Below are 21,956 nucleotides of genomic sequence, written 5' to 3'. Positions count from 1 at the left end.
CAGGCCGCCTCAGAACAGGAAGTACCGCTGGGCCATGGGCAGTTCGGCCGCCGGGGCGGCCTCGACCAGCTCTCCGTCGATGTGCACGGCGAAGCTGTCGGGATCGACCCGCACCTCGGGCCGCGCGTCGTTCTCCCGCATGTCGGCCTTGGTCACCCCGCGCGTCGACTCGATCGCCACGAACCGCTTGCCGAGGCCCAGCCGCTCCGGCAGCCCGTCCTCGACGGCCAGGGGCGCGACGAAGTTCAGGGAGTTGGCGGCCGGCGCCCGCCCGATCGCCCCGTACATCGGGCGCGGCAGGATCGGCTGCGGGGTGGGGATCGAGGCGTTCGCGTCGCCCATCTGCGCGTACGCGATCTGCCCGCCCTTGATGACCAGCTGCGGCTTGACGCCGAAGAACGCGGGCTCCCACAGCACCAGGTCGGCCAGTTTGCCGCTCTCCACCGACCCGATCTCCCGGGCCAGGCCCTGGGCGAGCGCCGGGTTGATCGTGTACTTGGCGACATAGCGGCGTACGCGGTGGTTGTCGGCCCGCCCGTCCCCGGGCAGCGCACCCCGGCGCCGCTTCATCACGTGCGCGGTCTGCCAGGTCCGCATGACGACCTCGCCCACGCGCCCCATCGCCTGGGAGTCGGAGGAGATGATCGAGATGGCACCCAGGTCGTGCAGAACGTCCTCCGCGCCGATGGTGGACGGCCTGATCCGGGACTCGGCGAACGCCAGGTCCTCCGGCACGGCCGGGTTGAGGTGATGGCACACCATCAGCATGTCGAGGTGTTCCTCGGCGGTGTTGACGGTGAACGGCCGGGTCGGGTTGGTGGAGCTCGGCAGCACGTACGACTCGGAGACCACGGTCATGATGTCCGGTGCGTGCCCGCCGCCCGCCCCCTCGGTGTGGTACGCGTGGATGCCCCGTCCGGCGATGGCGGCGAGGGTGTCGCCGACGAACCCGGCCTCGTTGAGGGTGTCCGTGTGGATGGCGACCTGGATGCCGGTTTGCCCGGCGACGGTCAGCGAGGCGTCGATGACGGCCGGGGTGGAGCCCCAGTCCTCGTGCAGTTTCAGGCCGAGCGCGCCGCCCCGGATCTGCGACAGCATCGCCTCGTGGGAGACGGTGTTGCCCTTGCCCAGCAGGCCGATGTTGAGCGGGTGGGCCTCCATCGACTCCAGCATCCGCGCGAGATGCCAGGGGCCGGGAGTGACGGTGGTGGCCTTGGAGCCCTCGGCGGGACCCGTGCCGCCGCCGACGAGCGTGGTGATGCCGGAGGCCAGCGCCTCGTCGGCGATCTGCGGGCAGATGAAGTGGACGTGCGCGTCGATCGCGCCCGCCGTGAGGATCCGCCCGTTGCCCGCGATGATCTCGGTCTCCGGGCCGATGACCAGGTCGGGGTGGACGCCGTCCATGGTGTCGGGGTTGCCTGCTTTGCCGATGCCGGTGATCCGGCCGTCCCGGATGCCGACGTCGGCCTTGACGATGCCCCAGTGGTCGATGATCACCACGCCGGTGATGACGGTGTCGGGGGTGCCCTCCGCGCGGGTGGCCCGCGACTGGCCCATGGATTCGCGGATGACCTTGCCGCCGCCGAAGACGGCCTCGTCACCGGCGCGCCCCGGACCGCCGGAACGGTCCTCCTCGATCTCGACCAGCAGGTCCGTGTCGGCGAGCCGGATCCGGTCGCCCGTCGTCGGGCCGAACAGGTCGGCGTACGCGGCACGCGAGATCTCAGGCATCCAGGGCACCTCCGGTCTCCCCGCGCAGACCCGGCACGACACGGGCGCCGGTGAGCGGGACGAGTTCGACCTCGACCGGGATCCCGGGTTCGAAGCGCACGGCCGTGCCCGCGGCGACGTTCAGCCGCTTGCCGCGCGCGGCGGCGCGGTCGAGGTCCAGACCGGGATTGGCCTCGGCGAAGTGATAGTGGGAGCCGACCTGGACGGGGCGGTCGGCGGTGTTGAGGACGGTGATCCGGGTTACCTCGCGGCCCTCGTTGTAGGCAATCGGTTCGTCCGCGAAGAGGACTTCTCCGGGAATCATGGGACCCTCCCTCAGACGATCGGCTCGTGGACGGTGACGAGCTTGGTGCCGTCCGGGAAGGTGGCCTCGACCTGGACGTCGTGGATCATCTCCGGGACGCCCTGCATGACGTCGTCCCTGGTGAGGAGCTTGCGTCCGGAGGACATGAGTTCGGCGACGGTCCGGCCGTCGCGGGCGCCTTCGAGGATGTGCGACGTGATGAGGGCGACCGCCTCGGGGTGGTTGAGTCTGAGGCCCCGGGCCCTGCGCTTCCCGGCCACGTCGGCCGCCACGTGGATCAGAAGTCGCTCTTGCTCGTGCGGGGTCAGCTGCACGTCCCACCTCACAGTCCTCGCTCCGGACCGTGCGGGGCCCGGATGCCGCGGCCACGGGGCAAAGTGCCAGGTGGCGTGGAGCGGCAGGCTAATGGGACCGCGTTTCGGGCACGTTAACCGAGGTGCGATCCGTGACGGACGGCTGAGGGGCGCGGACAGCGGCTCACGGCACCGTCCGCCTCCGGGCGAGTGCCGCGGCAGGCGTCGCGGGGCAGGCGGGACCTCGCGGACATCCCCTAGGCCGGGGCGGGCCCCCGGTGCTCCGCGGCGATGCCGAACCGCTGCCGTTCGCCGGGAGCGGACGGGACCTCGCGGACCGTGGAGACCGCGCTGATCACGTGTTCGTCCGCGGGCTCCGCGAGCTCGTGGGCCTCTTCGAGATGCCGCAGGTCATCGGCGGAGACGAGGGCGACGAGGGGCTTGCCGTGCCGGGTGACCACGACGCGCTCGCCGGCGTACACCACGCGGTTGATCAGATCGGCGAGCTCAGCCCGCGCTTGTGTCACCGGAATCTCGTAGGCCATGGACCCATCATAACGTCACGTACGTCCTGTACATTTTTTACAGAGACGGCCGTCGCCGGAGACGGCTCCGCCCGCGAGGAGGGGTTCACCATGACCCGACCTTCCGCCCGTCACGTGCTGCCCGAGTTCACCGAACGCACCGGGTCCGGCCAACGGACGATGGACCCGTACTCGAAGCTCCTGGAGGAGCGGATCGTCTTCCTCGGAACGCCGGTGGACGAGACCTCGGCGAACGACGTGATGGCTCAGTTCATGTACCTCGAGCACCACGCTCCGGACCGGGACATCTCGCTCTACATCAACTCCCCGGGCGGCGCCTTCCACGCCATGACGGCCGTCTACGACACGATGCAGTACGTCAACTGCGACGTGGAGACCATCTGCCTGGGCCAGGCCGGGGCGGCCGCCTCGGTACTGCTGGCGGCGGGCACGCCCGGCAAGCGCTCCGTGCTGCCGGACGCGCGTCTGGTGATCCACCAGCCCGCGCTGCCCGAGCCGGTCCACGGGCAGGCCAGCGATCTGGCGATCCAGGCGGACGAGTTGACGCGGATCCGGACCCGCATGGAGGAGATGCTCGCACGGCACACGGGCCGCACCCGGGAGCAGGTGAGCGCCGACATCGACCGCGACAAGATCCTCACCGCCCAGGAGGCGGTGGAGTACGGCCTGGTGGACCGGATCGTGCCCACCCGCGAGGCCACCCTGGCCCCGCCGACCGGAAGGTGAGCCGCAGGTGCTTCCGCCCGAACTGCCGCCACTGCCCGCCCTGACACGCGCCGAAGCGGAGCTGATCGACCGGTACCTGGAGGCCGTCGACCTGCTCGGCAGGATCAACCCGGCCCTGGACGGCGACACCTACCGTGGCCTGCATGCAGCCCAGGCCCTGGTGGGCAAGGCGATCGCGCTGCGTGACGCACTCACCCTGATGCACGAGCGAGGCGAGACGGAACTGCACGCCGCCACCCTGGCCAGGGCCCTGCGGGTGCTGGACGGCGAGCGGCGCACGGCCCGCGTCGCGCTGCCCCCCGAGTCCGTCGGCTGACGCGGAACCGCCGCCCGGATGCCCGCCCCGTCGGCGGGCATCCGGCTTGAGTCGAAACGGACCAAACGACGTACCCCTGTTCGGAGTAGACGGGACGCCAATTTTTGGACCACCCCGGTTGCGCAACGCGCGTAGCCGAGGGGCGGAACGGGACATTCCACCGCTGGTCCGACGGCCTGTAGGTCCGTGGACGGCGGTTCGAACACAGACGTGTCCACCCGAACGGGCGAGTGGTGAGTAACAACACAAATCCCAGGTTCCGTTGGGTTTTCCGGACATCCATGAGTCAAGATCCCTGACTGACGACAAGCCCCCGCCACAGCGGCGGGGCGATCCGGGCGGACGCCGAGTCCTGCCGCCGCCCGGATGACCGGTCGACAGGAGTGGATCGGCAGGAGTGGAGGACCCAAGCACGACGGGTCGCCGGGACGGTCACGCCATGACCGGATCCGAGCAGCCCTTGGGGTGAAGCCGCGTCAGCGGCCGGGCAACTTCGCCAGCCCGAATCCGACAGGTCATCCTTCACAGGCGGCTGACGAAGGGTTGCGCATGACTGCGCTCAATCGTGTCCCGTCGCTCATGGTCCGGGCCGGTACGGCCTCGGCCCTCACCATCGCCGCCATGGGTGGCTCGATAGTGGCGCCCGGCCTCTCCCCGGAGGCGGCGGCAGCCACGCCAGCGACGAAGGCACTCCAGATCGCGGCCTCCAAGAAGGGTTCGCCGTACAAATACGGCGCCACCGGGCCGCACAGGTTCGACTGCTCCGGCCTCACGCTGTACTCGTTCAAGAAGGCGGGCAAGAAACTGCCCCGCACGGCCGCCCAGCAGTACAACAAGACGCGCCACATCTCCGCCAAGAGCCGCAAGGCGGGGGACCTGGTGTTCTTCCACTCGGGCCGCAACGTGTACCACGTCGGCATCTACGCGGGTAAGAACAAGCTCTGGCACTCCCCGAAGAGCGGGGACGTGGTGCGGCTGCAGAAGATCTGGACCAAGAGCGTCTGGTACGGGCGCGTGAAGTGACGCGCCCGGCGTGCGGCGGTGCCCTGACGCGCCGCCGCACGCCGGAGCGTGACACGGGCCCATGTGGATACCCGTGAAGGCATGGCCGAGCACCGTCCCTGCACCGCCCGCGGCGAGACGCCGCTGCAGCGCGCCGACCGGAACTTCGTCGAGCTGCTCCAGGAACTCCGGGTCACCCAGACCGGGGTGCAGATCCTCTTCGCCTTCCTGCTGTCGCTGGCCTTCACCTCGCGTTTCGGGTCCCTCGACTCCTTCCAGCGCGTCCTCTACGTCGTCACGCTGCTGCTGGCGGTCCTGGCAGCCGCGCTGTTCACCGCGCCGGCCGCCCTGCACCGCTCGCTCTTCCAGCAGGGCGCCAAGCCGCGCATAGTCCAGGTCTCCGCACGCCTGGCCACCACCGGCCTGATCGTACTGGTGTTCGCGTTCAGTGGTTCCGTGCTGCTGGTGGTGGATGTGACGACCGGCCGGACCGGTGGGTTCGCCGCGGGCGGGGGGACCTTCCTGGTCTGTGCCGGCCTGTGGGGGCTGCTCCCCCGGCTGGTGCGGCGGGCGGGGCTGCGGGACGGGGCGAACGGCACCGCCGGGACACCCGGGGCTCTTGCCGACGGGCCGGCGCCCCAGGACGCGGCCAGGCTCCCCGCACCGCTGCGCGACACCGTCGGGCGGCCGCCAGCACCTCGGGGAGCAGCGGCACACCGGGAAGCGTCAGCGCGGCACCGGTGACGTGCGGCGGGGAACTCCCCCCGGAACCGTCCACGGGAGTTCCACGAGGATGGTCTTGCCGCCCTCACGGGTGGGGCGGATCCTGAGCTTTCCGCCGCACTCCGCGGTCAGCCAGCGGATGATGACCAGGCCGCGTCCGTTGTCCTGCTGGACGGCGGCGGGAAGACGTCTGGGGAATCGCGGGTGGCTGTCCGTGACGCCGAGGTGCAGGTGTTCGTCGCGGTCGAGCGCGATGTCCACCCGGAAGGTGGGCGACTGGCCGAAGGTGTGCTGGACGGCGTTGGTGGCCAGTTCCGAGATGATGAGCCGGACGGTGTCGGACAGGTCCGTGTCCGCCGGCAGGCCCCACTCCGCGAGCGTGCCCACCACATGGGCGCGTGCCGCGGAGACCGAGGCGGGATCGCTCGGCAGAGTGACGGATGCTTCCAGATGGTCTGCCATGGCGAGGTCGTCCCTTTCCGACGGGACCGCAGGCCGACACGGAGCGGATGGTTCGAGTACGGTCCCGGACTGGTGCTTCGCCGTCAGACTGCCACCGAACCCCTGTGAAGGGCCGCGATCCACCAAGATATGCATATATCTGTCGCTCAAAGCGGTGAACTCTGCGACGCGAGACCGTATTCGGGTGGCTCGGGAGGAGTAAGGAGAATCCCATGCAGAACGGTCCCGCGGTGCGCCGCCGGAAACTGGGCGCCGAACTGCGGACGCTGCGCACCTCGGCGGGGCTCACCAGTGGTGAGGCGGCCCGGCTGGTGGGCTGGCACCAGTCGAAGGTCAGCCGGATCGAGACGGGCACCAGCGGGGCGAAACCGGCCGATGTGCGGTCGCTGCTCGACGCCTACGGGGTGGCGGACTCCCAACTCCGCGAGCTGCTGATGGTGTTGGCGGGGTCCGACGACGGTGGCGGACGGCACCACTGGTGGCACGCCTACCGGGGCGTACTGCCGCCGACCTACCGGGACTTCATCAGCCTGGAGTCCCAAGCCAGTGCGATGCGCACCCTGGAGACCACGGTCGTCCCGGGGCTGCTCCAGACCCCCGAGTACGCGCGCGCGGTGACGCAGGCGGCGGTGGAGGGCCTGTCCGAGGAGCGGCTGGACACGCTGGTCGAGGTGCGGCTGGCCCGGCAGGACGTGTTGCGCGCGGATCCGCCGCTGCAGCTGAGCGCGGTCTTGGACGAGGCGGTGCTGCGGCGGGAGGTGGGCGGCCCCGGGGTGATGGCGCGACAGCTGGAAAGGCTGGTCGAGGCGGCGCGGCTGCCCCAAGTGCGGCTCCAGGTGCTGCCGTTCGCGGCCGGGGCGCATATCGGCGTCACCGGTCCTTTTGTTATCTTCTCATTTTCGAGCGCCTCTGATCTGGATGTGGTTGTTCTCGACCACTTGACGAGTAGCCTCTACCTCGAGCGGAAAGAAGACCTCCGGGTCTACACAGAGGCCTTCAACGCCCTGCAGATCCACGCCCTTTCGCCCGAGGACTCGTTGGATTTCATCGCCGGGACAGCCACCGGCGCCTAAGGAGGCACCATGCGTGCACTGCCTCGTCATGTCCCATCGAGCAGCGAACTGCACGGTGTGCGGTGGTTGCGCAGCAGCTACAGCACCGGCGCGAACAACTGCGTCGAGACCGCGCGTCCGGACATCCCGCGCTGGGCCGGACTCCTCGCCGTGCGCGACTCCAAGGACCCGGCCGGGCCCGCACTGCTCTTCTCGCCGGAGAGCTGGGCCAGGTTCACGGCCGCGGTCGACCGCATCTGATCAGGTCCGTCATCGCGCGACGCACGGCCGTGCCACGCCGACTCATGGCCGCGTCTCGCCGATCAGCCGTACAGCGCGTTCGATCTGCTGACCGGTCAGGTCCGCGCGGGCGGTCAGCCTGAGCCGTGAGATGCCGTCGGGCACGGAAGGAGGACGGAAACAGCCCACGGCCAGGCCCGCCGCGCGGCACTCGGCCGCCCAGCGCACGGCGTCCTCGGGGGAAGGCGCCCGTACCGAGACCACCGCGGCGTCCGGACGTACCGCCTCCAGACCCGCGGCGGTCAGGCGCGTGTACAAATCGCCCGCCACCGCGCGGGCCCGGGCCGCGCGTTCCGGCTCGCGGCGCAGCACGCGCAGTGCCGTCAGGGCCGCTCCCGCCGCGGCGGGGGCGAGTCCCGTGTCGAAGATGAACGTCCGGGCCGCGTTGACCAGGTGGCCGACGACCCGGGCGGGGCCGAGGACCGCCCCGCCCTGGCTGCCGAGGGACTTGGACAGCGTGAGGGTCGCGACGACGTCGTCGGCGCCCGCGAGCCCCGCCGCGTGCGGGGCGCCGCGCCCGCCGTCACCGAGCACGCCCAGACCATGGGCGTCGTCGACCACCAGTCCGGCGCCGTGTTCCCGGCAGGCCTCGGCGAGTGCGGTCAGCGGGGCCGCGTCGCCGTCCACCGAGAAGACCGTGTCGGACACCGTGATCGCCGTGCCCTCGTGCGTCCGCAGCGCCTTGCGCACGGCCTCCGGTTCGGCGTGCGTCACGACCTGGGTCGTACCACGCGCCAGCCGGCAGCCGTCGATGAGCGAGGCGTGGTTGCCCGCGTCGGAGACGATCAGCGAGCCGTGCGGGGCCAGCGCGGTGACCGCGGCGAGGTTGGCCGCGTAGCCGGAGGAGAAGACGAGGGCAGCCTCGAAACCACAGAAATCGGCCAGCTCCCGTTCCAGTTCGGCGTGCAGTTCGGTGCTGCCGGTGACGAGCCGGGAGCCGGTCGAGCCGCCGCCCCACTCACGGGCGGCACGGGCCGCCCCCTCGATGACCTCGGGGTGGCGGGCCAGGCCCAGGTAGTCGTTGCTCGCCAGGTCGAGGAGCGGCGATGCGGCCGGACGGGGGCGCAGAGTCCGTACGAGCCCGGCGCGGCGGCGCAGCTCCGCCTGCTCGTCGATCCAGCCGAACGCCATGGGTGTTCCTCCGGGGAATTTGTAGGCAGTGCACAGACACTAGCGGGACCACCAGCAGGTCAGTGTGTGGCAATACCCACACCTCGAAGCGACTCTGTTGTGCGAACTCTCCTTGGCCCCGAGCGCCTGAGTAGGACAGGATCGGCTCTCATGGACCTGCTGAACACGCTGGTGGACAAGGGGCTTCGGCGCGAGCTGCCGACCCGTGAAGAGGCACTCGCCGTCCTGGCGACGTCCGACGACGACCTGCTCGATGTGGTGGCCGCGGCCGGGAAGGTGCGCCGGCACTGGTTCGGCCGACGGGTGAAACTCAACTATCTCGTCAACCTCAAGTCGGGCCTGTGCCCGGAGGACTGTTCCTACTGTTCCCAGCGGCTGGGCTCCGAGGCCGGGATCCTGAAGTACACCTGGCTCAAACCCGACCAGGCCTCCGAGGCCGCGGCGGCCGGGGTGGCCGGGGGCGCCAAGCGGGTGTGCCTGGTGGCCAGCGGGCGCGGCCCGACCGACCGGGACGTGGACCGGGTCTCCGACACGATCAGGACGATCAAGGAGAAGAACGAGGGCGTCGAGGTGTGCGCCTGCCTCGGGCTGCTCTCCGACGGTCAGGCCGAGCGGCTGCGCGAGGCGGGCGCCGACGCCTACAACCACAACCTCAACACGTCTGAGGCGACGTACGGCGAGATCACCACCACGCACACGTACGCCGACCGCGTCGACACGGTCAACAAGGCGCACGCGGCCGGCCTGTCCGCCTGCTCCGGGCTGATCGCCGGCATGGGCGAGACGGACGAGGACCTGGTGGACGTCGTCTTCTCGCTGCGCGAGCTGGACCCGGACTCCGTTCCGGTCAACTTCCTGATCCCGTTCGAGGGCACCCCGCTCGCCAAGGAGTGGAACCTGACCCCGCAGCGGTGCCTCAGGATCCTCGCGATGACCCGGTTCGTCTGCCCGGACGTCGAGGTGCGCATCGCGGGCGGGCGCGAGGTGCATCTGCGCACCCTGCAGCCGCTCGCCCTGCACCTGGCCAACTCGATCTTCCTCGGCGACTACCTCACCAGTGAGGGCCAGGCGGGCAAGGCCGACCTTGAGATGATCGCGGACGCCGGGTTCGAGGTGGAGGGCGCCGACCAGGTGACGCTGCCGGAGCACCGCGCCGCCGGTGGCTGCCACGACGGTGGCGGAGGGTGCGGTTCCGAGGGTGGCGGCGTGTGCGGTTCCGGCGCCGGGGCGAAGCCTGCCGAGCCTCGTGAGGCCGCCGAGCCGCGTACCGACCTGGTCGCCGTCCGGCGCCGGGGGGCCGGGACGGATATCGCGCCCAATGCCTGAGTTCTCGGTTCCCGAGCTGCTGGAGCTCGACCGGAGGCATGTGTGGCACCCGTACGGGCCGATGCCCGGCCGGCAGGAACCGCTCGTGGTGGAGTCGGCGAGCGGGGTGCGGCTGAAGCTCGCCGACGGCTCGGGTGAGCTGGTCGACGGCATGTCGTCCTGGTGGTCGGCGATTCACGGCTACAACCACCCGGTGCTGAACGAGGCCGCGCGGGGGCAGCTGGGCCGGATGAGCCATGTGATGTTCGGCGGGCTCACCCACGAGCCCGCCGTCCGACTGGCGAAGCTCCTTGTCGACATGTCACCCGAGGGTCTCGAGCACGTGTTCCTCGCCGACTCCGGGTCGGTGTCGGTGGAGGTCGCGGTCAAGATGTGCCTGCAGTACTGGCGCTCACTGGGCCGTCCCGGCAAGCGGCGGCTGCTGACCTGGCGCGGCGGCTACCACGGCGACACCTGGCAGCCGATGTCGGTGTGCGATCCCGAGGGCGGGATGCATGAGCTGTGGAGCGGGCTGCTGCCGCGTCAGCTGTTCGCGGACCCGCCGCCGGCCGAATACGACGAGACGTACGCCGGCCACCTGCGCGCCCTGGTCGCGCGGCACGCCGATGAGCTGGCCGCGGTGATCGTGGAGCCGGTGGTGCAGGGCGCGGGCGGGATGCGCTTCCACTCCCCCGCGTATCTGCGGGTGCTGCGCGAGGCGTGCGACGCGCACGACGTACTGCTGGTGTTCGACGAGATCGCGACCGGCTTCGGCCGGACGGGCGCGCTGTTCGCGGCGGAGCACGCGGCCGTGACGCCGGACGTGATGTGCGTCGGCAAGGCGCTGACCGGCGGCTACCTGACGATGGCCGCGACGCTGTGCACCGCGCGGGTGGCGGACGGCATCTCGCGCGGCGAGGTGCCGGTGCTCGCGCACGGGCCGACCTTCATGGGCAATCCACTGGCGGCGGCGGTGGCCTGTGCCTCCGTCGAGCTGCTGCTCGGCCAGGACTGGCTCGCGGAGGTCAAGCGGATCGAGGCGGGGCTGCGGGACGGGCTCGCTGCGGCCGCCGGCCTCCCGGGCGTCAGGGACGTACGGGTCCTCGGGGCCATCGGGGTCGTCCAGCTGGACCACGCGGTGGACATGAAGGCGGCCACTCGGGCGGCCGTACGGGAGGGCGTATGGCTGCGGCCGTTCCGGGATCTGGTGTACACGATGCCGCCGTACGTGACGGGCGACGCGGACGTGGCCCGGATCGCGCGCGCGGTGTGCGCGGCGGCGCGGGAGGGATGACATGCCGGTACTGGTGATCACGGGCACGGGCACGGAGGTCGGCAAGACGGTCGTGACCGCCGCCGTCGCGGCGACGGCCCTGGCGGCAGGCCGTTCGGTGGCCGTGCTGAAGGCCGCGCAGACGGGCGTACGGCCGGACGAGCCGGGGGACGCCGCCGAGGTCGCGCGGCTCGCTGGCGCCGTGACGACGGCCGAACTCGCCCGGTACCCGGAGCCGTTGGCGCCGGCCACGGCCGCCCGCCGGGCGGGTCGCGCCCCGGTGCACCCGCACGAGATCGCGGAGGCCGCCGCCAAGCTCGCCACCGAGCACGACCTGGTGCTGGTCGAGGGCGCGGGCGGGCTGCTCGTGCGGTTCGACGCGGCCGGCGGCACCCTGGCCGATGCGGCCGGGCTGCTGTCGGCGCCGGTACTGGTCGTGACGCAGGCGGGGCTCGGCACCCTCAACACGACGGAGCTGACGGCGCGTGAGCTGCGCTCCCGGGGGCTGGCCCCGGCGGGGATCGTGATCGGGAGCTGGCCCGCCGTGCCGGATCTCGCCGCGCGCTGCAATCTGGCGGACCTGCCGGACGTGGCCGGAGCGCCTCTGCTCGGTGCGGTCCCGGCCGGGTCGGGGGCCCTGTCCCCCGCCGGTTTCCGGGCGTCGGCCCCCGACTGGCTGGCGCCCGGCCTGGACGGCACGTGGGACGCGGTGGCGTTCCAGGTGCGGGAGGCGCCCAGGGTGTCCTGAGGGTTCCGATGGGCTTGCGGTGAAACCGGCGGTGGCGTGATCACGTGTTGAACCACGTACGCGATCACCGCTCGGAAGGGAACACCTTGCACATGAACGGACCACACCCGTCCCGCCGTACGGCACTCGCGCTGGGCGCGGGCACGGTGCTCGCCCTGGCGGCCGCACCGGCCCACGCCTTGTCCGGCACCGGCGGCATCACCGCGCGGCTGGGGGAGCTCGAGCGGGAGCACACCGCCCGGCTGGGCGTCTACGCCCGGAACCTGCGCACCGGCCGGACCGTGGCGTACCGGGCCGACGAACGCTTCCCGATGGCCTCGCTGTTCAAGACGCTCGCCGCCGCGGCCGTCCTGCGGGACCTCGACCGCGACGGCGAGTTCCTGGCCCGGCGCGTCCGCTTCACCCAGGAGTTCGTCACCCGCTCGGGCTACTCGCCGATCACCGAGAAACGTGTCGCGACCGGCATGACCGTCGGTGAACTGTGCGACGCGACCATACGCTTCAGCGACAACGCCGCGGGCAACCTGCTGCTCGAGGAGCTCGGCGGACCGACCGCCATCACCCGCTTCGCCCGCTCGATCGGTGACGGTGTCACCCGGCTCGACCGGTGGGAGCCCGAACTCAACAGCGCGGAACCGTGGCGCGTGACCGACACGACGTCTCCCCGCGCGATCGGACGGTCCTACGCCCGTCTCGTGCTGGGCGACGCGCTGGAATCGCGGGACCGGGCACGCCTCACGGACTGGCTGCTGCGCAACACGACGAGCGCCGAGAAGTTCCGCAAGGGTCTGCCCGCCGACTGGCTGCTCGCCGACAAGACCGGTGGGGGCCGGCACGGCGGCGCCAACGACGTGGGCATCACCTGGCCGCCGGACGGCGCCCCCATCGTGCTGTCGGTCCTGACGACCCAGCCGGAGGAGGACGCCCCGACCGACAACGTGCTGGTCGCCCGCACGGCCGAGGTGCTGGCGGCGGAACTCGGGTAGGCATGGCCGCCCGCCCCCGGGCGACGGCGTGTGACGCGGATGCCGGCGCCGGGCGCGACGGGGAGTGACCAACTGCCGGTGCTGGTACGCGTGCCTCTGAGGCAGGGGTGCGCCGGGCCCTTCCTGGGGACAATCCCGGTAGGGCCCGCCTCGTCAGGGAGGTCGCCATGCCGCTCCTGCCCGCCCGTTCCGGCAAGGTGCCGCGGGACGCCGTCCACCATCCGCTGTTCGCCCGCTGTTACGCGCGGGTCAGTGTGCGTGCCGAGACCCGGCTGGGCATGGGGCAGGTGCGCGAGAGGCTGCTGCGCGGGCTGTCCGGGCGGGTGATCGAGATCGGCGCGGGCAACGGGCTGAACTTCGGGCACTACCCGGGCGACGTCTCGGAGGTGGTGGCCATCGAACCGGAACGGCGGCTGCGCCGGCTGGCCGTGGAGGCGGCCCTGCGGGCCGAGGTGCCGGTGGACGTGGTGCCGGGTGCGGCCGAGGCGCTGCCGGTCAAGAGCGAGGGCTTCGACGCGGCGGTGGTGTCCCTGGTGCTGTGCAGTGTGCGGGACGTGCCACGGGCCCTCGGCGAGCTGCGGCGGGTGCTGCGGCCGGGCGGTGAGGTGCGGTTCTTCGAGCACGGCCGGGGCGGCGGCCGGGTGATGACCTTCAGCCAGCGCGCGCTGGACCGGACGCTGTGGCCGGCCCTGAGCGGCGGCTGCCACCTGTCGCGGGAGCCGGTGCGGGCGCTGCGGGACGCCGGTTTCGAACTCGGCCCCTACCGGCGGCTGCTGATGCCGGAACAGGGGCCGGTGCTGCCGGCCTCGTACTGCGTGCTGGGCACCGCGTGGCGGCCGGAGGCCAGCGCGTGATCACAGGCTCCACCGGCGCAGCTCCTGCTCGATGTCCCGCACCGACGCCTCGCCGCTCTTGACCAGCCGGGCGAGGTCGCGGACCTGCTCGGGTGAGGTGACGACCTTGACGCCGCCGGCGACGAGGTACGCGTAGGCGACGGCGGAGGCGAACAGGGCGTTGGAGCGTTCCAGCGCGGGAACGTGGATCAGGAGCTGGAGCAGCGCGGCGGCGCGGGCGTGCGGACCGTCGTAGACGGGGACGCCGAATATCTCGGCCCGGTGGCGCGCCACGGCGGCGACGAGGGCTCCCCAGTCGGTGACCTGGGGGTCCCCGGGGGTCTTCTGCTCGGCGAGCATCAGCAGCCAGGCGAGGTCGATTTCGAGGTTGTCCAAGGGATCAGTGGCGACCTTCGCGGGTGCCTTCGCGGTCGGCGCCGAATTCTTCGGCGAAGACGGACTCGTACTGCTTCATGAAGTCGGCGGCGGCCTCCACGAAGGTGTGGCCCACCTCGCCGGTGTCCTGTCTGACCAGCTCCTCGATGTAGCGGTTGACGCTCATGCCGCGGGCCAGGGCGCGTTCGCGGGCGGCTCGGGCGGTGCCCTCGTCGACTCGCACGTTCAGCTGGGTCTTCGCCATACCCAGAAGCTAGCGCAGAGCCGCTAGCACCAGCAAGGCGCGCGGCTCCGACCCGCGGAGGATACCGAGTGTGGGGCGGGTCACATTACCCTCGGGCGAGACGAGGAAGTCCTGACGTCCACCCGGAGGAGGCGGCCTTGTCCACACCTGCCGCGCAGCACGCCCCCGGCCTCGCGCCGGCCGACGGGGTCGCGGCCCGCGCGCGCGGGCTGACCAAGGCGTACGGCTCGGGCGAGACGACCGTGCTGGCGCTGGACTCGGTGGACGTGGACGTCGTCCGCGGCCGGTTCACCGCGGTGATGGGGCCGTCGGGGTCCGGGAAGTCCACGCTGATGCACTGCCTGGCGGGGCTCGACACCGTCTCGGCCGGTCAGGTGTGGCTCGGCGACACCGAGATCACGGGGCTGAAGGACCGCGAGCTGACGCGGCTGCGCCGCGACCGGATCGGGTTCATGTTCCAGTCCTTCAACCTCATCCCGACCCTGAACGCGCTGGAGAACATCACCCTGCCCATGGACATCGCGGGCCACAAGCCGGACGGGAAGTGGCTGGACCGGGTCATCGACACGCTGGGCCTGCGGGACCGGCTCCGGCACCGGCCGTCGCAGCTGTCCGGCGGACAGCAGCAGCGGGTCGCCTGCGCGCGGGCGCTGGCCTCCCGGCCCGAGCTGATCTTCGCGGACGAGCCGACCGGCAATCTCGACTCGCGCGCGGGTCTGGAAGTACTCGGCTTCCTGCGCGAGGCCGTGGACCGGCTCGGCCAGACCGTCGTGATGGTCACCCATGACCCGGGCGCCGCGGCCCACTCGGACCTGGTGCTCTTCCTCGGGGACGGCCGGATCGTCGACGAGATGCGGCAGCCGACGGCGGAGACCGTGCTGGAGCGCATGAAGCGCTTCGACGTGATCCGCGGCCGGTCAGAGGACCCGCCCGGGTCGCCCGGGCCGCCCGGGGAGAGCTGAGCCCGTGCTCAAGGCGACGCTGAGGACCTTCCTGGCGCACAAGGGGCGGCTGCTGCTCTCGGCGCTCGCCGTCCTGCTGTCCGTCGCGTTCGTCGCGGGCAGCCTGATCTTCTCGGACACCGTCAGCCGCACCTTCGACCGGCTGTTCGCCTCCACCGCGGCCGACGTCACCGTCAGCCCCAAGGAGGGCCTCGACGAGGCGGTGCCCTCCGGACGGACGGCGACCCTGCCCGCCGCGCTGGCCGGGCGGGTGCGGCGGGTCGACGGGGTGGCGGCGGCACGCGCCGAGGTGGACGTGGACGGCCTCACCGTCGTGGACGAGGACAACGAGCCGGTCGGCCCGACGACCGGCGCTCCCACGCTCGGCACCGCCTGGAACCCGGGCGAACGCAGCCCCGTGGAGCTGACCTCCGGACACGCCCCGCGCGGGCCGGGCCAGGCGCTGCTCGACTCGGAGACCGCCGGCCGCAAGGACGTGCGCCTCGGTGACGTCCTCACCGTGATCGCGCCGCCCGGGTCGTTCCGGGTCCGGGTCGTCGGCATCGTCACCTTCACCACCACCAACCCCGGCTCCGCCCGGGTCTTCTTCGACGGCCCCACCGCGCGGACGAAACTGCTGGGCGACCCGCGGGCGGCGACCGGCATCGCGGCCGACGCCGCCGAGGGGGTCAGCGACCAGCAGGTCAAACAGCGCGTGGCGGCCGCGCTCGGCCCGCACAGCTACGACTTCCGGACAGCCGACGAGCAGGCCGAGTCGGACGTCGAGCGACTGGGCGGATTCCTCGACGTCATCAAGTACGTCATGGTCGGCTTCGCCGGGATCGCCGTCCTGGTGGGCGTGTTCCTGATCGTCAACACCTTCTCCATGCTCATCGCCCAGCGCACCCGGGAGCTGGGCCTGCTGCGCGCGCTGGGCGCCGACCGGCGGCAGATCCGCCGCTCGGTGCTCACCGAGGCGCTCCTGCTCGGCCTGATCGGCTCCACGCTGGGGCTCGCCGCGGGCATCGGGCTCGCGGCCGGGCTCATCGAGCTGATGGGCCTGGTCGGCATGAACATCGACGCGGACGAGATGGCCATCGGCCGGCAGACACCGGTCGCCGCGTATGCGGTCGGTCTCGGTGTCACCTTCGTCGCCGCCTACCTGCCCGCGCGGCGGGCCGCGGGCGTGTCACCGATGGCCGCGCTCTCGGACGCCGAGGTCGCCGGGGCCGGCCGGCCGCTGCGGACGCGCGCGGTGGCGGGTGCGGTCGTCGCAGCGGCCGGTGCGGCGGCGCTCGCGGGCTGCGCGGTGTCCGAGCGGACGTCGTCGGCGGCGTCCCTGCTGGGGCTCGGTGTCGTGCTCACCCTGATCGCGACCGTGATCGCCGGGCCGCTGCTGGTGCGCCCCGTGATCCGGGTACTCGGCTCGGCCTTCCCCGCGCTGTTCGGGCCGGTCGGCCGGATGAGCCAGCGCAACGCCCTGCGCAACCCCCGCCGTACCGGGGCCACGGCGGCGGCCCTGATGGTGGGGATCGCCCTGGTCGGCGGGATGTCGGTGGCGAGCGCCTCGATGAACAGGTCGTTCGACCGGCAGATCGACAAGACGCTGGGCGCCGACTTCGTGATCCAGAACGGCAACTTCCTGCCGTTCCCGCGGGAGGTCACCGACGAGGTGCGCGGCACCGAGGGCGTGGGCCTGGTCGTGCGCGGGCGGTTCGCGCCGGTCGCGGTGCGGCTCCCGGACGGCGACCGCGTGGAGACGACCGCCGGGGGCTACGATCCGCGCCTGGACGAGGTCGCCGACATCACGTACACGCAGGGGGACACCGCGGCCGCCCTGGCGGACGGGCGGCTCGCCATGGACCGGGACTTCGCCCGCGACCACGACGTGCGGGTCGGCGGCGCCATCCCGGTGGAGTTCCAGGGCGGACGCCGGGCCGAGCTGACGGTCGGCGCCCTCACCGACCAGGACTCCGCCGAGGGCTTCGGCACCCAGGGCGGGCTCTACTTCGGGCTGGCCACGCTCGAACGGTACGCACCGGGCGGGCAGGACTCCGCGCTGTACGTCAACGCCGCCCCCGGCACGGGCGACGACGACCTGCGCGCGGACCTGGAGGAGACCCTGGACCCGTATCCGCAGGTCCAGGTACGCGACCTGGCCGACTACAAGCAGCTGGTCCACGACCAGATCGCCGTCCTGCTCTACCTCGTGTACGCGCTGCTGGGGCTGGCGATCATCATCGCGGTGCTCGGGGTGGTCAACACCCTCGCGCTGTCGGTCGTCGAGCGCACCCGGGAGATCGGGCTGCTGCGGGCGATCGGGCTGGCGCGTCGTCAGCTGCGGCGGATGATCCGGCTGGAGTCGGTGGTGATCGCCGTGTTCGGCGCGGTTCTGGGGCTCGGGCTGGGGCTGGTGTGGGGCGTGTGCACACAGCAGGTGCTGGCGCTGCAGGACATGGGGGCCCTCGCGATCCCGTGGGGGACGATCGTCGCGGTGGTCATCGGCTCGGCGGCGGTGGGGGTCGTGGCGGCACTGCTCCCGGCGTTGCGCGCGTCCCGCATGAACGTACTGGCGGCCATCGCGCACGAGTGACGGAATCGCGACGATCCCGCGCTGGAACCCCTCTGCCTCGTCGGCGGGACCGGGTGCGCGGCCCGTGATGTCCGCATCGTGAAATGCCGCGCCACCGCTCGCGGCGCGTGATGTGGTCATGGCATGACTGAACTGCGCGTCCGGGCCGCGACGCCCGAGGACCTCGACACCGTGCTGGCCTTCTGGAAGGTGGCCGCCGAGGGTACGAGCATCAGTGACGACCGGAGCGGCGTGGAGCGGCTGGTCGCACGCGACCCCGGGGCGCTGATCCTCGCCGAGCTCGGTGGCGAGCCGGTCGGCACGGTGATCGCGGGCTTCGACGGCTGGCGATGCCACCTGTACCGGCTGGCCGTGCGTCCGGACCACCGCCGCCGGGGCATCGCCTCCGCCCTGCTCGCCGCGGCCGAGGAACGGTTCGTCCGGCTCGGCGGGCGGCGCGCGGACGCGATGGTGCTCACGCGGAACGAGACCGCGCACCACGCGTGGGCCGCCGCAGGTTACGCGCCCGAGGAGCGGTGGCGCCGCTGGGTGAAACCCCTCACCGGCTGAGGCCCGCTCCTCGCTGCGCCGGGTGGTACGCATACGCTCCCGCGGGGTACGCACTTCACACCGCCCGAGCGGCCCGACAAAGGACTTTGCCCATCCTTTACCCTTGGATGGCCACTCGGTTATGCATGAAAGGTTGTGAGCGTCCGCCCATGGGCGAGCCTCCCGGTACCCGACTCCGCGCGTTCCACCCTGTCCTGGAGAACCCTGGAACGGGGGTGAACCGATGACCGAAGTGCTCCTCCTCCTGGCGGCGATCCTGCTCTCGCTCGCCTGCGGCGCCTTCGTGGCGGCCGAGTTCTCCCTCACCACGGTGGAGCGCGCCGAGCTCGAGCGGGCGGCGGAGCGCGGGGAGCGGGGCGCGCAGGGTGCGCTGAAAGCCGTACGGAACCTGACGTTCCAGCTCTCCGGGGCACAGCTCGGCATCACCGTGACGAACCTGGTCGTCGGCATGCTCGCCGAACCGTCGATCGCCGCGCTCATCGCCGGCCCGCTGGAGGACCTCGGCGTCTCACGCTCGGCCTCGCACAGCCTGGCGCTGGTGCTGGGCACGGCCCTGTCGACGGTCTTCCTGATGGTCGTCGGTGAACTCGTGCCGAAGAACTGGGCGATCTCCTCGCCACTGACCGTCGCCAAGACCGTGGGCAACGCGCAGCGCTGGTTCAGCGCCGCGTTCCGGCCCTTCATCACGCACCTCAACAACACGGCCAACCGGGTCGTGCGACGGATCGGCGTGGAGCCCGCCGAGGAGCTGGCCTCGGCGCGCGGGCCCCAGGAGCTCGCCGCGCTCGCCCGGCACTCCGCCAAGGAGGGCGCCCTGGAGGCCGACACCGCCGAGCTGTTCGTGCGGACCCTGAACCTCGCCGACCTGACCGCCGAGAACGTGATGACGCCCCGGGTCCAGGTCGTCGCCCTGGAGGTGCAGGCGACCCTGGAGGACGTGGCGAACGCGACCCGGGCGACCGGCCTGTCCCGGTTCCCCGTCTACCGGGGGACCCTCGACTCGGTCGTCGGGACCGCGCATGTGAAGGACGTGCTGGCGGTGCCGGCCGAGCGCCGGACCCGGATCTTCGTCTCCGAGCTGATGCGCGAGCCGCTGATGGTCCCCGAGACGCTCACGGTCGACCGGCTCCTCGACCGGCTCTCCGGCAAGCGCACCATGGCCGTCGTGATCGACGAGTACGGCGGCACGGCCGGCGTGGCCACCCTGGAGGACATCGTCGAGGAGGTGGTCGGCGAAGTGCGCGACGAGCACGATCCGCACGAGCTGCCGGACCTCGCCCCGGCCGGCACGGACGAGTCCGGCCACGCCCTGTACTCGGCCGACGGCTCCGCCCGCGTGGACCACCTCGAGCGCATCGGGCTGCGCGCGCCCGAGGGGCCGTACGAGACGCTCGCCGGGCTGGTGGCGACGGTGCTCGGCCGGATACCGGCCACGGGTGACACCCTCGAGGTCGCCGGCTGGCGGATGGAGGTCCTGGACGCCACGGGCCGCCGCGCGGCCCGCGTGCGGCTGCGCGCGCCCCTCGATGACGAGAAGCCTCACGAGAAGGACGAGAAGGACGAGAAGGGGGCGGAGCTGTGACCGCCGTCCAGCTGCTGATCGGCCTGGCGACACTCGTCGTCAACGCCTTCTTCGTCGGCGCGGAGTTCGCGCTGATCTCGGTGCGCCGCAGCCAGATCGAGCCCTACGCCGACCAGGGCGACCGGCGGGCCAAGAGCGTCCTGTGGGGCCTGGAGCACGTGTCGGCGCTGATGGCGGCCGCGCAGCTCGGCATCACGCTGTGCACGCTGGTGCTGGGTGTGGTCGCCGAGCCGGCCATCGCGCACCTGCTGGAGCCGGTGTTCCACGCGGTGGGCGTGCCCGAGGGCGCGGGGCACGCGGTGTCCTTCGTGATCGCGCTGAGCCTGGCGACCTATCTGCACATGCTGCTCGGCGAGATGGTGCCGAAGAACATCGCGCTCGCCGAGCCGGTGCGCAGTGCCCTGGCGCTGGGTCCGCCCCTGGTGGCGCTCTCCCGGGCGCTGCGGCCGGTGATCTTCACGGTCAACGCCTTCGCCAACGCCCTGCTGAAGCTGTTGCGGGTGGAGGCCCGGGAGGAGGTCGCCGCCTCCTACTCGGACGCCGAGATAGCGCAGATCGTGAAGGACTCCAGCGAGGCCGGCCTCATCGACGACCGCGCCCAGGAGCGGCTGCACGACGCGCTGGAGCTGGGCCGCCGTCCGGTGCGTGACGTGGTACTGCCGCTGGAACGCGTCGTGTACGCGCGCGTGGGCGTCACCCCGGAGGAGCTGGAGCGGCTGTCGGCGGACTCCGGGTTCTCCCGCTTCCCGGTGGTGGACGAGGGGCGCCGGATCGTGGGATACCTGCACGTGAAGGACGCCCTGGAGGCCGTCGGGCGCGATGTGCCGTTCCGGCTGCGCGACATGCGGCCCATCGCGCGCGTGCGGGAGCACACGCCGCTGGACGACGTCCTCACCGCGATGCGGGGCAGCCGTACCCACCTCGCGGCCGTTCTCGGGGCGGACGGGCGGCTGGCCGGTCTGGTGACCATGGAGGACGTGCTGCGGGAGCTGTTCGGGCAGCGGGCGTGAGGACCCGGGCGGGGCGGAGGCCGCCGGGGCGGAACCGAGGGGGCTGACCGACCGCTGGGTATGTGCACGGGATATCATTTCCGTCGCCATGCACACGAACCCCACCTACAGCAGCCTCGTCGCCCTCGGCGACTCCTTCACCGAGGGCATGTCGGACCTGCTTCCCGACGGCACCTACCGCGGCTGGGCCGATCTGCTCGCCGCGCGGATGGCGGCCCGCACGCCCGGTTTCCGCTACGCCAACCTCGCGGTACGCGGCAAGCTGATCAAACAGATCGTCGACGAGCAGGTGGACGTGGCGGCGGCCATGCAGGCCGACGTGGTCACCCTGGTCGGCGGGCTGAACGACACGTTGCGGCCCAAGTGCGACATGGGCCGGGTGCGCGGTCTGCTGGAGGAGGCCGTGGAGAAGCTGGCCCCCTCGTGCAAGCAGCTGGTGCTGATGCGCAGCCCGGCCCGGCAGGGCCCCGTCCAGGAGCGGTTCCGGCCGCGCATGGAGGAGCTGTTCGCCTGCGTCGACGACCTGGCCGCCCGGCACGGCGCGCTCGTCGTCGACCTGTACGGCGCGCCCTCGCTTTCGGACCCGCGGCTGTGGGACGTGGACCGGCTGCACCTGACGGCCGAGGGCCACCGCCGGGTCGCGGAAGCGGTCTGGCAGGCGCTCGGCCACGAGCCCGAGGACGCCGACTGGCACACCCCGATGCCGGCGACGCTGCCGCCCGGCTGGGTCATGCGGCGCGTGGCCGACGCGCGGTTCGCCCGGCAGCACCTGCTGCCGTGGATAGCCCGTCGCCTGACGGGCCGCTCCTCCGGCGACGGACTGCCGCCGAAGCGGCCGGAACTGCTGCCGTACGAGGGGCAGGCGTAGGCGCTTGCCGGCCCGGACGGCAGGGCTCCGGCCTGCCGGTCCG

25 protein-coding genes are annotated in these 21,956 nt (G+C 72.1%); 17 read left to right on the top strand and 8 right to left on the bottom strand.

Annotated features, from left to right (window positions below; translation table 11 throughout):
* Positions 1–9: 9 nt before the first annotated feature.
* From IE212_RS21705 to IE212_RS21690, 4 genes are all read right to left on the bottom strand, one after another.
* Positions 10–1,731, bottom strand: a complete 1,722-nt coding sequence (locus IE212_RS21705) for an urease subunit alpha (RefSeq protein WP_190199555.1) — start codon at positions 1,729–1,731, stop codon at positions 10–12.
* Positions 1,724–2,035 (bottom strand): urease subunit beta, encoded by a 312-nt coding sequence (locus IE212_RS21700; protein WP_190199554.1) that lies wholly within the window; start codon positions 2,033–2,035, stop codon positions 1,724–1,726. The genes IE212_RS21705 and IE212_RS21700 overlap by 8 nt, the downstream gene beginning before the upstream one ends.
* A gap of 11 nt (positions 2,036–2,046) precedes the next feature.
* Positions 2,047–2,349, bottom strand: a complete 303-nt coding sequence (locus tag IE212_RS21695) for an urease subunit gamma (protein WP_190199553.1) — start codon at positions 2,347–2,349, stop codon at positions 2,047–2,049.
* 236 nt (positions 2,350–2,585) lie between these two features.
* Positions 2,586–2,873: a type II toxin-antitoxin system Phd/YefM family antitoxin gene (locus IE212_RS21690; RefSeq protein ID WP_190199552.1), complete on the bottom strand. Its 288-nt coding sequence runs from the start codon at positions 2,871–2,873 to the stop codon at positions 2,586–2,588.
* 90 nt (positions 2,874–2,963) lie between these two features.
* On the opposite strand from IE212_RS21690, the gene IE212_RS21685 reads away from it, so the two are divergent.
* The 4 genes from IE212_RS21685 (at position 2,964) to IE212_RS21670 (ending at position 5,661) form a co-directional block, all read left to right on the top strand.
* On the top strand, positions 2,964–3,599 hold the full coding sequence (locus IE212_RS21685) for an ATP-dependent Clp protease proteolytic subunit (RefSeq protein ID WP_190199551.1): 636 nt from the start codon (positions 2,964–2,966) through the stop codon (positions 3,597–3,599).
* A 7-nt stretch (positions 3,600–3,606) separates the two neighbouring features.
* A complete protein-coding gene (locus tag IE212_RS21680; protein ID WP_190199550.1) occupies positions 3,607–3,915 on the top strand; it encodes a hypothetical protein in 309 nt (102 codons plus the stop codon).
* A 549-nt stretch (positions 3,916–4,464) separates the two neighbouring features.
* Complete coding sequence (locus IE212_RS21675; protein ID WP_190199549.1) at positions 4,465–4,938, top strand: C40 family peptidase; 474 nt, start codon at positions 4,465–4,467, stop codon at positions 4,936–4,938.
* An 81-nt stretch (positions 4,939–5,019) separates the two neighbouring features.
* Entirely contained in the window at positions 5,020–5,661 is a 642-nt protein-coding gene (locus IE212_RS21670) for a DUF6328 family protein (RefSeq protein ID WP_190199548.1), read from the top strand.
* On the opposite strand, the gene IE212_RS21665 is transcribed toward IE212_RS21670, so the two are convergent.
* A complete protein-coding gene (locus IE212_RS21665) occupies positions 5,644–6,102 on the bottom strand; it encodes an ATP-binding protein (RefSeq protein ID WP_190199547.1) in 459 nt (152 codons plus the stop codon). The two genes, IE212_RS21670 and IE212_RS21665, sit on opposite strands and share 18 nt — an antisense overlap.
* A 212-nt stretch (positions 6,103–6,314) precedes the next feature.
* Between IE212_RS21665 and IE212_RS21660 the strand changes: the two genes are divergently transcribed.
* Together IE212_RS21660 and IE212_RS21655 are read left to right on the top strand one after the other, a co-directional pair.
* Positions 6,315–7,175 (top strand): helix-turn-helix domain-containing protein, encoded by an 861-nt coding sequence (locus IE212_RS21660; protein WP_190199546.1) that lies wholly within the window; start codon positions 6,315–6,317, stop codon positions 7,173–7,175.
* Positions 7,176–7,184: 9 nt separating this feature from the next.
* Positions 7,185–7,415: a DUF397 domain-containing protein gene (locus IE212_RS21655; RefSeq protein WP_190199545.1), complete on the top strand. Its 231-nt coding sequence runs from the start codon at positions 7,185–7,187 to the stop codon at positions 7,413–7,415.
* Between the two features lie 42 nt (positions 7,416–7,457).
* Here the strand turns inward: IE212_RS21655 and IE212_RS21650 are convergent, their stop codons facing one another.
* Positions 7,458–8,585: an 8-amino-7-oxononanoate synthase gene (locus tag IE212_RS21650; protein ID WP_190199544.1), complete on the bottom strand. Its 1,128-nt coding sequence runs from the start codon at positions 8,583–8,585 to the stop codon at positions 7,458–7,460.
* Between the two features lie 150 nt (positions 8,586–8,735).
* On the opposite strand from IE212_RS21650, the gene bioB reads away from it, so the two are divergent.
* From bioB to IE212_RS21625, 5 genes are all read left to right on the top strand, one after another.
* Positions 8,736–9,911, top strand: coding sequence for a biotin synthase BioB (gene bioB / locus IE212_RS21645; protein ID WP_190199543.1), 1,176 nt, complete (start codon positions 8,736–8,738; stop codon positions 9,909–9,911).
* Positions 9,904–11,184, top strand: a complete 1,281-nt coding sequence (locus tag IE212_RS21640) for an adenosylmethionine--8-amino-7-oxononanoate transaminase (protein WP_190199542.1) — start codon at positions 9,904–9,906, stop codon at positions 11,182–11,184. Before bioB ends, IE212_RS21640 begins: the two co-directional genes overlap by 8 nt.
* 1 nt (position 11,185) lies before the next feature.
* Entirely contained in the window at positions 11,186–11,911 is a 726-nt protein-coding gene (bioD, locus tag IE212_RS21635) for a dethiobiotin synthase (RefSeq protein ID WP_190199541.1), read from the top strand.
* Positions 11,912–12,003: 92 nt separating this feature from the next.
* Entirely contained in the window at positions 12,004–12,897 is an 894-nt protein-coding gene (gene bla, locus IE212_RS21630; RefSeq protein WP_190199540.1) for a class A beta-lactamase, read from the top strand.
* Positions 12,898–13,064: 167 nt separating this feature from the next.
* Positions 13,065–13,751, top strand: coding sequence for a class I SAM-dependent methyltransferase (locus tag IE212_RS21625; RefSeq protein WP_190199539.1), 687 nt, complete (start codon positions 13,065–13,067; stop codon positions 13,749–13,751).
* Here the strand turns inward: IE212_RS21625 and IE212_RS21620 are convergent, their stop codons facing one another.
* Together IE212_RS21620 and IE212_RS21615 are read right to left on the bottom strand one after the other, a co-directional pair.
* The gene (locus IE212_RS21620; RefSeq protein ID WP_190199538.1) at positions 13,752–14,126 is read right to left on the bottom strand and encodes a fic family toxin-antitoxin system, toxin component; all 375 of its coding nucleotides are present in this window, start codon (positions 14,124–14,126) and stop codon (positions 13,752–13,754) included.
* A gap of 4 nt (positions 14,127–14,130) precedes the next feature.
* Complete coding sequence (locus IE212_RS21615) at positions 14,131–14,370, bottom strand: hypothetical protein (RefSeq protein WP_020270799.1); 240 nt, start codon at positions 14,368–14,370, stop codon at positions 14,131–14,133.
* 137 nt (positions 14,371–14,507) lie between these two features.
* Here IE212_RS21615 and IE212_RS21610 point away from each other — a divergent pair, with 137 nt between their 5' ends.
* The 6 genes from IE212_RS21610 (at position 14,508) to IE212_RS21585 (ending at position 21,913) form a co-directional block, all read left to right on the top strand.
* The gene (locus IE212_RS21610; RefSeq protein ID WP_190199537.1) at positions 14,508–15,332 is read left to right on the top strand and encodes an ABC transporter ATP-binding protein; all 825 of its coding nucleotides are present in this window, start codon (positions 14,508–14,510) and stop codon (positions 15,330–15,332) included.
* Between the two features lie 4 nt (positions 15,333–15,336).
* Complete coding sequence (locus IE212_RS21605) at positions 15,337–17,904, top strand: ABC transporter permease (protein WP_190199536.1); 2,568 nt, start codon at positions 15,337–15,339, stop codon at positions 17,902–17,904.
* 123 nt (positions 17,905–18,027) lie between these two features.
* Entirely contained in the window at positions 18,028–18,453 is a 426-nt protein-coding gene (locus IE212_RS21600) for a GNAT family N-acetyltransferase (protein ID WP_190199535.1), read from the top strand.
* A 223-nt stretch (positions 18,454–18,676) separates the two neighbouring features.
* Positions 18,677–20,035, top strand: a complete 1,359-nt coding sequence (locus IE212_RS21595; RefSeq protein ID WP_190199534.1) for a hemolysin family protein — start codon at positions 18,677–18,679, stop codon at positions 20,033–20,035.
* Positions 20,032–21,045 (top strand): hemolysin family protein, encoded by a 1,014-nt coding sequence (locus IE212_RS21590; protein ID WP_190199533.1) that lies wholly within the window; start codon positions 20,032–20,034, stop codon positions 21,043–21,045. Before IE212_RS21595 ends, IE212_RS21590 begins: the two co-directional genes overlap by 4 nt.
* An 88-nt stretch (positions 21,046–21,133) precedes the next feature.
* Entirely contained in the window at positions 21,134–21,913 is a 780-nt protein-coding gene (locus IE212_RS21585; protein WP_190199532.1) for an SGNH/GDSL hydrolase family protein, read from the top strand.
* The last annotated feature ends 43 nt before the right edge of the window (positions 21,914–21,956 follow it).

This window comes from Streptomyces djakartensis (assembly GCF_014651075.1).
GTDB classification, from domain to species: domain Bacteria; phylum Actinomycetota; class Actinomycetes; order Streptomycetales; family Streptomycetaceae; genus Streptomyces; species Streptomyces djakartensis.
Note: the sequence above shows the minus strand (reverse complement) of the source record. Positions and strands in the feature narration are given on the sequence as shown.